Genomic DNA, 10,184 nt, shown 5'->3' with positions numbered 1-10,184 from the left:
CTCCTTCAGGTCCAGGCGGACGGGGCGTCCGGCGCGTCATCGGTGAGGACGGTGCCCTCGACGAGCCCGTACGGGCGGTCAGCCGCGAAGTAGACCTCGTTGTCGTTGTCCATGCCGAACGGCTCCAGATCGACCAGGAAGTGATGCCTGTTGGGCAGCGCCAGGCGTACCTCGCACAGCTCCGGGCGTTCGTCCAATACCCGGCGGCCCATCTGGAACAGCGTCTGCTGAAGCGACAGGCTGTGCGTCTCGGCGAACGCGCGCAGCAGATGGTTCCGGGCCTCGCGGTAGGACGCGTCCCAGTCCCGTGTCGCGGTGCTCCGGTGCCGCCACCGCGCGGTGACGGTCGTCGCGAGGACGCGGTCGTCGGTCGGCGGGAGCGTCGTGTACTCGTCCCGGACGAACCCGTGGAACTCGCTGCCGGTCGAGTTCAGGACGGCGAGGTCACGCAGCCCGGAGACGACCGATTCGGCGCCGCCGTCGCCGTCGCTGTGCACCAGCGCCGTGCGGACCTCCCCGCCGCTCCGGACGAACGAGTGACCGCCGGTGACGCGGTCCCACGCGTACTCGTGGATCTCCACGCGGGCATGGGTGATCGTCGGCTGCGCGTCCACGAAGTGGCGGGCGAGCAGGAGACCGAAGTCCTCGATCGTCGCTATGCCGTGCTTCTTGGCGAAGGCGAACACGGTGTTCTTCTGGCTGTCGGTGGGCAGGACCGCGGCGTTGTCACCGGACAGGTGGACGTCCTCCATGGCGCCGGAGAGGAGCACGGTGACGCTCACGTCCTTGATCCGATGGACCTCGCCGTCTCTCTCGCCGTTCCCGTCGGCGTTCCTGGTGACGCGGACGACACGCGTCTCCGCCTTCCCGTAGCGGTTGGGCCCGAGCACGATGGCCATCGGCGCTAGCTCCCTCGGTACGTCGAGTAGGCGAACGGGCTGATCAGCAGCGGCACGTGCAGATGCCCGTCCGGGTCGGTGATCGTGAACACCACGGTCACCTCGGGGTAGAAGTCCGACAGCGCGGACGTGTCGAACACCAGGCGATGCGTTCCGGCTCCCGGCTCGGCGCCCCACTCTCTGATCCGGCCGTCCTCGTCGGTGCGCGCCTCGGCCAGCGGCGTCCAGCCGCCGTCCGGGTCGCGCCGCTCCAGCCGGACGGACGTTCCCGCGGCGGGCAGCCCCCTGGCCGCGTCCAGCACATGCGTCGAAAGGCTCACCGCGCACTCCCCCGGGCCTGGTCGACGAGCCTGGCCAGCCGAAGTTCCACGATCTTCGCGAGTTCGCCCCGGACGACGGCCCGCTCCGCCACGGGGTCGTTGTCCAGGCGGTCCCGGAGGTCGCCGAGCATGTCGGCGGCGGAACGACCCGAGGCGCAGATCAGGAACACATGACCGAAGCGCTCCTCGTAGGCCCGGTTCCCCTCGACGAGGGCGGCACGCACGTCCGGGGCGGTGCCGTCCATCCCGGACTGCTCGGCGCGGGACCAGCCGTCCACCCGGTCGCCGATGCGGGGGTGCGCGGCCAGCGCCTCCACCACGTCGGGCCAGTCCAGCCCGTCCAGCGCCGCGGCCCCGGCCGCCCGCAGCTCGTCCAGATCCCGGTAGGGGCGTCCCGCGAGCGCCGCGACCCACCGGCGGGACGCGCAGCACGCCGCCAGGTCCGCATCGGTGAACCGCATCCGCCGCTCCCTTCTCGCCTGTCAGTACACACAGGCGTTCGGGAGCCGGTCGAGGGACAGGACGTCCGAAGTCCGTCGCCGGCCGTCCGCGACGCTTTGTAGGTTGCTCCATATGAAGCTGCGTGCCCTGCTCGCCATGCCGGACCTGCGGTTGGAGGTCGTCACCGGGGAGGACGCCCTGGACCGCCCGATCCGGTGGGTCGTCACCACCGACCTCCTCGACCCCGGCCGCTACCTGCGCGGGCGGGAACTCGTCCTCACCGGGCTCGTCTGGCGGTCGGGCCCGGCCGACTCCGAGACGTTCGTGCGGGCGCTCGTCGACGCGGGCGTGTCGGGCCTCGCCGCCGGTGACCTCGCGTTCGGCACCGCGCCCGACGACCTCGTCGACGCCTGCCGCCGGTACGGGCTGCCGCTGTTCAGGGTCCCCGCGGACGTGGCGTTCGCGACGGTGACGGAGGAGGTCGTCCGGCATCTGTCCGGCGCCCGCGCGGCGGACCTGACCGCCGTCCTCGACCGGCACCGCCGCCTCGTCGAGGGCACCGGGCTCGACGCCGTCCTCGACCTCGTCGACCGCGACCTCGGAATGCGCTGCCGGGTCCTCACCGCGACCGGACGGCTCGTCGCCGGTCCGCGGCCACCCGATCCCGCCGCCCTGGCCGGGGCCTTCCTCGGCGCGCCGCGGCTGCCGCACCACGTGCCCGGCCTCGACGCCTCGCTCTTCGCGGTCGCCGAGGACGCCCGGTGCCGCGCGGCCGACTGGTTCGTCGCCTGCGACGGCGACTTCGCCGACTGGCCCGCCGAGCGCCGCGCCCTCACCGGCGAACTGGCCGCCATCGTCGCGCTGGAACGGGACATGCTGGACGACCGCCAGAACGCGGATGCCCGCCGTGCCCAGGAACTCGTCACCGCCGCCGTCACCGGCGACGCGCCGACACTGGAACGCTCCGACGCACTGTCGGACACCCCACTGGTCGCGGTCGCCGCCACCGGCCGCGGCGAGCCGGGCCCGGACGAGGTGCGCGCCGTCCTCGCCGAGGTCCTCCGCGACGCGAGCCCGGTCCTCGGCCTGGTCGACGACGAGATCATCGCGCTCGTCCCCGCGACCGGACGCGATGTCGCCGCCGAGATCGAGGACGCGTTGAACGCGCTGTCACCCGGCCTGTCCGGCGGCGGCGTCGCGGTCGGGGTCGGCGACACGGCCCGAGGCCCCGACCTGCGCGGCGCCGTGGAGGAGGCCCGGCACGCGCGGCGGCTGGCCGCCGCGCGCCCGTCGCCGGTCTGCGTCGTCCGGCACCACGAGCTCGCCACGCACGTCCTGTTGCTGGCCAGTGTTCCCGAGGACGTCCGGCGGATGTTCAGGGAGCGCCTGCTGGATCCGCTGCGCGCCTACGACGAGGAGCACGGCGCCGACCTCGTCCGGACCCTGGAGACGTTCCTGCGGTACTCCGGTTCCTGGACGCGCTGCGCCGAACGGCTCCATCTGCACGTCAACTCGGTGCGCTACCGGATCCAGCGCGTCCAGGACCTCACCGGACGCGATCTGTCCCGCCTCGAAGACCGCGTCGACTTCTTCCTCGCCCTCCGGCTGGACTGAACTCATCCCTTCCCGGTGAGGGCGGTCAGGATCTCGGTGATGGACGCCTCGGCGGCCGCCTTGTCGACGCCGAGGTCGGAGAGGATTCCGCTGCCGTCCTCGAACTCCAGGAGGGCGAGGAGGATGTGCTCGGTGCCGATGTAGTTGTGGCCGAGCCGGAGGGCCTCGCGGAAGGTCAGCTCCAGCGCCTTCTTCGCGTCGGCGTCGTACGGGATGAGCTCGGGGACGCTGTCGGCCTCCGGCGGCAGGGCGGCCGTGGCGGCCTGCCGGACGGAGTCGAGCAGGACGTCCTGCGCGAGGATGGCCTTGGCCGCGACCGCGTCCGGCTCCGCCAGCAGCCCGAGGACGAGGTGGGCCGGGCGCATGTGGTCGTTGCCCGCGGCCTTGGCCTCGTTCATCCCCGCGACGATGACGTTGCGGGCCCGCGGCGTGAAGCGGGAGAAGCCCTCGGACGGGTCCAGGTTCGGGGCCGTCAGGCCCTTGGGCACGAACCGTTTCTGCGCGGCCTGCTTGCTGACCCCCATGCTCTTGCCGATGTCCGTCCAGGACGCGCCGGAGCGGCGGGCCTGGTCGACGAAGTGGCCGATGAGGTGGTCGGCGACCTCACCGAGATGCTCGGCGGCGAGGACCGCGCTGGTGAGCTGTTCGAGGGTGTCGGTGTGGACGTTCTTGATGGTGGCGATCAGTTCGTCGAGCCGTATCTGGCCGGCCGCCGGAATGGGTTCCGTCATGCGTCAACCATAGGTTGACGCGCTAGGAACGTCAACCTGTGGTTGACGATCAGCGTTCAGACCTCGGGGACGCCGCCGGGCGCCGCGGTCGTCGGGGCGGGAGCGGGCGAGTTCGTCACCGTCGGCACGACCGGTCGCACCGGCTCCTCGTCCCGCGACCCCGAGTTCCACCACCAGAGGGCGAATGAGATCGCGAACAGCACCAGGACGCCCGCGAGCACCTGGAACACCGCCAGGCGATGGCTCGGCTCACCGCGTCGGCGGCGCCGGAACCGGGCGCCGGTCGGGCCGCGCGCCGCCCGTGCGGCGCGGCGGGCACGGCGCCGTTCGCGTCCACCGGGCGGGCGGGCCCGCTCTCGCGCGGACGGCTCGGTGAACGTGGCGCTCCTGACGAAGTCGTCGTCGAACACGGGCTCGTCGAAGTCTGCGGCCATAGGGATCTCCGGCGCGGGGGCGGCGGTCGGCTTCCAGGCTAGTCCACGATCCGGACGTCGATCGGTCGTCGCCGGGCCCGACGGCACCGGCGCGGTGGTCGGCACCGGGCCGTGCTGACGCGCCGGTAACGTACGGAGACTAAGGTCTAGTTACATCAACGGCATCAAGGGGACGCCGGCGCGCCCGGCGTCCCTCGGCTGACGGGAGAGGTGTGTGGGCAGGGGCCGGTGTGGGTGAAGCAGTCGAATCGGGGGCGTCACGGCGCGGCGGCGACGATCCGTTGCGGGTGGCACTGCTGTCGTACCGGAGCAAGCCGCACTGCGGCGGCCAGGGCGTCTACCTCCGGCATCTGACCAGAGAACTCGTCGACCTCGGGCACACGGTGGAGGTGTTCTCCGGGCAGCCGTATCCCGAGCTGGACCGGGACGAGATCGTCCTCACCAAGATCCCGAGCCTGGACCTGTACCGGGACGAGGACCCGTTCCGCACCCCGTCCCTCCACGAGTTCCGCGACTGGGTGGACGTCCTGGAGTTCGCGCACATGCGGACGGGCGGCTTCCCCGAGCCGCTGACGTTCAGCCTGCGGGCGCTGCGGACGCTGCGCCGGCGGCGGCGCGACTTCGACGTCGTCCACGACAACCAGGTCCTCGGCCTCGGCAACCTCGGCATCCCCCGGCTCGGGCTGCCGCTGGTGACGAGCATCCACCATCCGATCAGCGTCGACCGGCGCATCGAGCTGGAGGCGGCCCGCGGCCTGAAGGAGCGGCTCGGCAAGCGCCGCTGGTACGGCTTCGTCGCCATGCAGTCGCAGGTGTCGCGGCGGATCGGGACGGTCCTGACGGTGTCGGAGTCGTCCAAGGTCGACATCGTCAAGGACTTCAAGGTCGATCCGCGCGACATCGAGATCCTGCCGCTCGGCGTGGACACCCGGATCTTCCATCCGCGCGGGCCGCGCGTCCCCGGCCGGATCGTCGCGATGGCCAGCGCCGACGCCCCCATCAAGGGCGTGGACGTGCTGCTGCGCGCGGTCGCCAAGGTCGCCACCGAACGGGACGTCCACGTGATCGTCGTGAGCCGGCCGCGCAAGGACGGCCCGACCGAGAAGCTGGCGCGGGAACTGGCGCTCGGCGAGCGGGTCCGGTTCGTCAGCGGCATCAGCGACCAGGAGCTGGGCGAGCTGATGGCGTCCGCGGAGATCGCCGTGGTGCCGTCCCGCTACGAGGGGTTCTCGCTGCCCGCCGTGGAGCACATGGCGTCCGGGACACCGCTCGTCGCGAGCCGCGCCGGGGCGCTGCCCGAGGTCGTCGGCGACGCGGCCGTCCTGGTCGCGCCCGGGGACGCCGAGGAACTCGCCGCCACGCTGCACCGGCTGCACGACTCCGCCGCCGAACGCCAGCGGCTCGGCGCCGCCGGGCTCGCCCGCGTCCAGAAGCGGTTCGCCTGGCCCGCGGTGGCCAGGGCCACGGTCGAGCACTACCGGACGGCGCGGGACCGCACGCGGGCGCGGGCCAAGTGAGGGAACGCCTTCCCGGCGCCCCCCGGACGGAAGGAGCACCACCCTGCTGACCGTGGACTTCCAGCGGTTCCCCGTCGAACCCGGAGACCGCGTCCTCGACATGGGCTGCGGCGCCGGACGGCACGCCTTCGAGCTGTACCGCAGGGGCGCGCACGTCGTGGCGTTCGACCAGGACGCCGACGAGCTTGCCGGGGTGGACACCATGTTCGGGGCCATGCGCCTCGAAGGCGAGGTGCCGGCGGGCGCGACCGCCGAGACGGTGCGGGGCGACGCGCTCGACCTGCCGTTCCCGGACGACCACTTCGACGCGATCGTCGCGTCGGAGGTGCTGGAGCACATCCCCGACGACATGCGGGCGATGCGCGAACTGTTGCGCGTCCTCAGACCGGGCGGCAAGCTGGCGGTGACCGTGCCGAGCTGGTTGCCGGAGCGGGTGTGCTGGGCCCTGTCGGAGGACTACCACACCGCGCCCGGCGGGCATGTGCGGATCTACACGCGCGCCGAGCTGGAGGCCAAACTGAAGTCGGTCGGGTTCAGGGTCGGCGGTCACCACCACGCGCACGGCCTGCACGCCCCCTACTGGTGGATCAAGTGCGCGGTCGGCGTGAACAACGACGACCACCCGCTCGCCAAGGCCTATCACCAGGTCCTCGTCTGGGACATCATGAAACGCCCCCTCGCCACCCGCCTCGCCGAACGCGTCCTGAACCCGCTGATCGGCAAGAGCGTCGTCGTCTACTTCGCCAAGCCCCCGGGCGCGAAGTCGGGAGGGTCCGCCCCGACCGAGGAGACGGCGGATGCGGTCTGAGACCGTCCCGCCCGCGCTGCCGGGGGTGGTGTCGCGGGACGACATCGTCGCGACGGCGCGGAGCATCGTCGCGCAGCAGGAGGCGTCCGGCGCGATCCCCTGGTTCGCGCCGACGGCCGGGGTGCCGGGCCATGTGGACGCCTGGAATCATGTCGAGGCGGCGATGGCGTTGACCGTCGCCGGGTTCGGCGCGGAGGCGCGGCGGGCCTACGAGTGGCTGCGCGGCGTCCAGCGGCCGGACGGGTCCTGGCCCGCGAAGTGGGTGCTGGGCGAGGTCACCGAGCCGGGCGGCGAGTCCAACCACGCCGCCTACGTGGCGGTGGGCGTGTGGCATGAGCTGGTCCTGACCGGCGACGAGGAGTTCGCCCGGCACATGTGGCCGGCGGTGCGGCGCGCGATCGACTTCACGCTCGGGCTCCAGACCCGGCGCGGAGAGATCATCTGGATGCGGCACGAGAACGGCGGCGCGTCCGACCACGCGCTGCTCACCGGCTGCTCGTCGATCTACCAGTCGCTGCGTTGCGCGGTGGCGCTGGCCGAGCATCTCGGCGAGCCGCAGCCGGAGTGGGAGCTGGCCGCCGACCAACTCGGGCATGTCGTCGCCGCGCATCCGGAGGCGTTCGCCGACAAGAGCCGCTGGTCGATGGACTGGTACTACCCGGTGCTCGGCGGGCCCGTCCGCGGCGAGGACGCGGAGCGGCGGTTCGCGGACGGCTGGGACACCTTCGTCGTGCCGGGCCTCGGCTGCCGCTGCGTGTCCGACCAGCCGTGGGTGACGGCGGCGGAGAGCTGCGAACTGGTGCTGGCGCTGGACGCGGCGGGCGACCGCGACCGGGCGCTGGAGCTGTTCGCGACCGTCCAGCATCTGCGGCACGAGGACGGCTCGTACTGGACGGGCTGGCAGTTCGAGAACCGGCGGCACTTCCCCGGCGACCGGTCCACCTACACGGCGGCGGCGGTGATCCTCGCGGCGGACGCGCTGGCCGACGCCTCCCCCGGCGCCCGCCTGTTCAAGGAGATCGCGGGCCGCCCGCTGGGGCCGTGCGCCGCCTCCGATCCCGCCGCCTGCGGATGCGCCCTGGTCACGGTCGCCCGGAGGTGAGCGGGTCCGCGTCGCCGGTGCGGCGCAGGACGCGGAGCGAGCCGACCGCGCCGCGCTCCTCGAACGCGCCGCTGGCCAGGGCCCGCAGGTAGAGGTGGTACGGGGCCTGCCCGCCGTCCTCCGGGTCGGGGAAGACGTCGTGGATGACCAGTGCCCCGCCGACGGCGATGTGCGGCGCCCAGCCCTCGTAGTCGCCCCGCGCGTGCTCCTCCGCGTGGCCGCCGTCGATGAACAGCAGCGCGAGCGGCGTCCGCCAGAGCGCCGAGACCGTGCGGGACTGCCCGACGACCGCCACCACGTGGTCCTCCAGGTCCGCCGCGGCGATCGTCGCGCGGAACGTGGGCAGCGTGTCCATGCGTCCGGTGCGCGGGTCGACGAGGGACGGGTCGTGATGTTCCCAGCCCGCCTGGTTCTCCTCGGAGCCGTGATGGTGGTCGACGGTGACCACGAGGGTCCCGGCGGCCTTGGCGGCGGCGCCCAGGTAGACGGCGGACTTCCCGCAGTAGGTGCCGACCTCCAGGAGCGGTCCGGTGCCCGCGAGGCGCGTCCCGTACTCCAGGGCCGTCTCGTAGAGGGCGAGTCCCTCGTCGTCGGGCATGAAGCCCTTGGCGGAGCGCGCGGCCCGCAGCAGATCGGGCGGCATCTCCGGGACGGGACGGGCGGCCGTCCCCGGACCGGTGGACGCCTCGGTGTCGGTCATCGGTCTCCCTCCGTCCGGGCACCATATCCAAGTGCCATGAACACGCGACGAACCCCCTATTCCAAACCAAGAACGGAGAAGTCGATGCGAGTACGAGTGGATCCGCTGGTGTGCGAGGCGAACGCGGTGTGCGTGGGGCTCGCGCCCGAGGTCTTCGACCTCGATGACGATGACGTGCTGCACGTCCTGCTGCCGGACGTTCCGCCGCAAGAGCGCGACCGCGTGCGGCACGCGGTGCGCTCCTGCCCGAAGGCGGCCCTGAGCATCGAGTCTGTTGACACAGACAACACCTGACTCGGAATCCAGGTAAGCCGAAAAGCCTTGTGGCAAGCACCAATGTACCTCTGACCATGGAGACTGTAGACTTTCACAACACCTGAACCCCCGACGCCATACGGAGGCTCCATGGCACGCGCCGCGGTACTGCACGCGTTCGGCGACAGCGAACTCGGACTACACGACGACGTATCGACGGTCGGGCCGGGCCCCGACCAGGTGAAGGTCCAGATCAAGGCGACCGGTGTGTGTCACACCGACCTGCACCTGATCAGGGGCGTGCTGCGGCAGGGCCTGCCGATGATCGTGGGCCATGAGGGCGCCGGGGTCGTGACGGAGGTCGGCGACCGGGTGACGGACGTCCGCCCCGGCGACCACGTCGTGATCAGCTGGATGCCCGACTGCGGCGAGTGCGCCGAATGCCTGCGCGGCCAGCCGTACCTGTGCCTGACCCTGCGGAACGCGGCGCGCACGGACCCCCGGTTCGAACTCGGCGACGGCACCCCCGCGTACGGCATGTCGGGCATCGGCACCTGGGCGGAGGAACTCGTCACCCACCACCGCAGCGTGATCAAGGTCGCCGAGGACGTCCCGTTCGAGTACGCGGCGCTGCTCGGCTGCGGCGTCCCGACCGGCGTCGGAGCGGTCGTCAACACGGCGAAGGTGGCGCCGGGCTCGACGGTCGCGGTCGTCGGCGCGGGCGGCGTCGGCCTCTCGGTCATCCAGGGCGCCCGGCTGGCGGGCGCGTCCGCGATCCTGGCGATCGACCCGAACGAGGCCAAGCATCCGATCGCCGAGCGGTTCGGCGCCACCCACGCCGTGACGCCGGACGGGCTGGAGGAGGCCGTGGAGCGGCTCACCGGCGGCGCGGGCTTCGACTACTCCTTCGAGGTCGTCGGCAAGTCCGTCGCGGTCACCACTGCGTGGAACGCGACAAGGCGCGGCGGCGAGGTCATCATGGTCGGCGCGGGCGCCGCCGACGACATCTGGAGCCTGCCCACGTCCGCGCTGCTGTTCGAGGGCAAGACCCTCAGGTCGGCGGTGTACGGGAGCAGCGACCTCCGGCGTGACATCCCGCGGTTCGTCGACCTGTGGCGGGCGGGACGGCTCGACATCGAGGGCCTCATCACCAGCCGGATCGGCTTCGGCGACCTCAACGACGCCGTCCGCACCCTCGCCGAGGGCAAGGCGATCCGCCAGATGGTCGTCTTCGACTGAACGGCCGTTATTTCGGACACGACCTAATGTCGGCCGCACCTGGGCCGTAATTGGGGCGGCGTTTTCTCCCGTCGGGGTGGGGCACCAGGCGATCGCCATACCCCCACCGGGAGGAGACGCCGTC

The 10,184-nt window shown here is 72.2% G+C and carries 12 protein-coding genes; 6 read left to right on the top strand and 6 right to left on the bottom strand.

The window, feature by feature from the left end:
- Nucleotides 1-5: 5 nt before the first annotated feature.
- The 3 genes from pucL to uraD are packed head-to-tail and all read right to left on the bottom strand — an operon-like array spanning nt 6 to nt 1,680.
- A complete protein-coding gene (gene pucL / locus D0T12_RS16275) occupies nt 6-899 on the bottom strand; it encodes a factor-independent urate hydroxylase (RefSeq protein ID WP_117400379.1) in 894 nt (297 codons plus the stop codon).
- Nucleotides 900-904: 5 nt separating this feature from the next.
- Nucleotides 905-1,219: a hydroxyisourate hydrolase gene (gene uraH / locus D0T12_RS16270; RefSeq protein ID WP_117400378.1), complete on the bottom strand. Its 315-nt coding sequence runs from the start codon at nt 1,217-1,219 to the stop codon at nt 905-907.
- A complete protein-coding gene (uraD, locus tag D0T12_RS16265) occupies nt 1,216-1,680 on the bottom strand; it encodes a 2-oxo-4-hydroxy-4-carboxy-5-ureidoimidazoline decarboxylase (protein ID WP_117400377.1) in 465 nt (154 codons plus the stop codon). The genes uraH and uraD overlap by 4 nt, the downstream gene beginning before the upstream one ends.
- Nucleotides 1,681-1,792: 112 nt before the next feature.
- On the opposite strand from uraD, the gene D0T12_RS16260 reads away from it, so the two are divergent.
- Entirely contained in the window at nt 1,793-3,274 is a 1,482-nt protein-coding gene (locus D0T12_RS16260; RefSeq protein ID WP_117400376.1) for a PucR family transcriptional regulator, read from the top strand.
- A gap of 2 nt (nt 3,275-3,276) precedes the next feature.
- Here D0T12_RS16260 and D0T12_RS16255 read toward each other — a convergent pair whose 3' ends face one another.
- Nucleotides 3,277-4,005: a Clp protease N-terminal domain-containing protein gene (locus tag D0T12_RS16255; protein ID WP_117400375.1), complete on the bottom strand. Its 729-nt coding sequence runs from the start codon at nt 4,003-4,005 to the stop codon at nt 3,277-3,279.
- Nucleotides 4,006-4,061: 56 nt separating this feature from the next.
- On the bottom strand, nt 4,062-4,439 hold the full coding sequence (locus tag D0T12_RS16250; protein WP_117400374.1) for an SCO2583/SCO2584 N-terminal domain-containing protein: 378 nt from the start codon (nt 4,437-4,439) through the stop codon (nt 4,062-4,064).
- A 230-nt stretch (nt 4,440-4,669) separates the two neighbouring features.
- On the opposite strand from D0T12_RS16250, the gene D0T12_RS16245 reads away from it, so the two are divergent.
- Genes D0T12_RS16245 through D0T12_RS16235 form a run of 3 tightly spaced genes read left to right on the top strand, consistent with a single transcriptional unit; the run spans nt 4,670 to nt 7,866 of the window.
- Nucleotides 4,670-5,956 (top strand): glycosyltransferase family 4 protein, encoded by a 1,287-nt coding sequence (locus D0T12_RS16245; RefSeq protein ID WP_233526097.1) that lies wholly within the window; start codon nt 4,670-4,672, stop codon nt 5,954-5,956.
- A gap of 43 nt (nt 5,957-5,999) precedes the next feature.
- The gene (locus D0T12_RS16240) at nt 6,000-6,764 is read left to right on the top strand and encodes a class I SAM-dependent methyltransferase (RefSeq protein WP_199487499.1); all 765 of its coding nucleotides are present in this window, start codon (nt 6,000-6,002) and stop codon (nt 6,762-6,764) included.
- Nucleotides 6,754-7,866 carry a prenyltransferase gene (locus D0T12_RS16235; RefSeq protein ID WP_117400371.1) on the top strand — a complete coding sequence of 371 codons (1,113 nt, stop codon included), beginning with the start codon at nt 6,754-6,756 and terminating at the stop codon, nt 7,864-7,866. The genes D0T12_RS16240 and D0T12_RS16235 overlap by 11 nt, the downstream gene beginning before the upstream one ends.
- Here D0T12_RS16235 and D0T12_RS16230 read toward each other — a convergent pair.
- On the bottom strand, nt 7,847-8,566 hold the full coding sequence (locus D0T12_RS16230) for a class I SAM-dependent methyltransferase (RefSeq protein ID WP_233526096.1): 720 nt from the start codon (nt 8,564-8,566) through the stop codon (nt 7,847-7,849). The genes D0T12_RS16235 and D0T12_RS16230 overlap by 20 nt on opposite strands.
- Nucleotides 8,567-8,650: 84 nt before the next feature.
- Here D0T12_RS16230 and D0T12_RS16225 point away from each other — a divergent pair, with 84 nt between their 5' ends.
- Together D0T12_RS16225 and D0T12_RS16220 are read left to right on the top strand one after the other, a co-directional pair.
- Nucleotides 8,651-8,860 carry a ferredoxin gene (locus D0T12_RS16225; protein ID WP_117400370.1) on the top strand — a complete coding sequence of 70 codons (210 nt, stop codon included), beginning with the start codon at nt 8,651-8,653 and terminating at the stop codon, nt 8,858-8,860.
- Between the two features lie 111 nt (nt 8,861-8,971).
- The gene (locus tag D0T12_RS16220) at nt 8,972-10,060 is read left to right on the top strand and encodes an alcohol dehydrogenase catalytic domain-containing protein (protein WP_117400369.1); all 1,089 of its coding nucleotides are present in this window, start codon (nt 8,972-8,974) and stop codon (nt 10,058-10,060) included.
- The last annotated feature ends 124 nt before the right edge of the window (nt 10,061-10,184 follow it).

Source organism: Actinomadura spongiicola, from assembly GCF_003432485.1.
In the GTDB taxonomy this organism is placed as follows: Bacteria; Actinomycetota; Actinomycetes; order Streptosporangiales; family Streptosporangiaceae; genus Spirillospora; species Spirillospora spongiicola.
Note: the sequence above shows the minus strand (reverse complement) of the source record. Positions and strands in the feature narration are given on the sequence as shown.

What these genes read in the sequence shown, in the direction of transcription:
- D0T12_RS16220 (WP_117400369.1), top strand. Translation starts at nt 8,972, where the DNA reads ATGGCACGCGCCGCGGTACTGCACGCGTTCGGCGACAGCGAACTCGGA.
- D0T12_RS16235 (WP_117400371.1), top strand. Translation starts at nt 6,754, where the DNA reads ATGCGGTCTGAGACCGTCCCGCCCGCGCTGCCGGGGGTGGTGTCGCGG.
- D0T12_RS16230 (WP_233526096.1), bottom strand. Translation starts at nt 8,566, where the DNA reads ATGACCGACACCGAGGCGTCCACCGGTCCGGGGACGGCCGCCCGTCCC.
- D0T12_RS16260 (WP_117400376.1), top strand. Translation starts at nt 1,793, where the DNA reads ATGAAGCTGCGTGCCCTGCTCGCCATGCCGGACCTGCGGTTGGAGGTC.
- pucL (WP_117400379.1), bottom strand. Translation starts at nt 899, where the DNA reads ATGGCCATCGTGCTCGGGCCCAACCGCTACGGGAAGGCGGAGACGCGT.
- D0T12_RS16225 (WP_117400370.1), top strand. Translation starts at nt 8,651, where the DNA reads ATGCGAGTACGAGTGGATCCGCTGGTGTGCGAGGCGAACGCGGTGTGC.
- D0T12_RS16255 (WP_117400375.1), bottom strand. Translation starts at nt 4,005, where the DNA reads ATGACGGAACCCATTCCGGCGGCCGGCCAGATACGGCTCGACGAACTG.
- uraD (WP_117400377.1), bottom strand. Translation starts at nt 1,680, where the DNA reads ATGCGGTTCACCGATGCGGACCTGGCGGCGTGCTGCGCGTCCCGCCGG.
- D0T12_RS16250 (WP_117400374.1), bottom strand. Translation starts at nt 4,439, where the DNA reads ATGGCCGCAGACTTCGACGAGCCCGTGTTCGACGACGACTTCGTCAGG.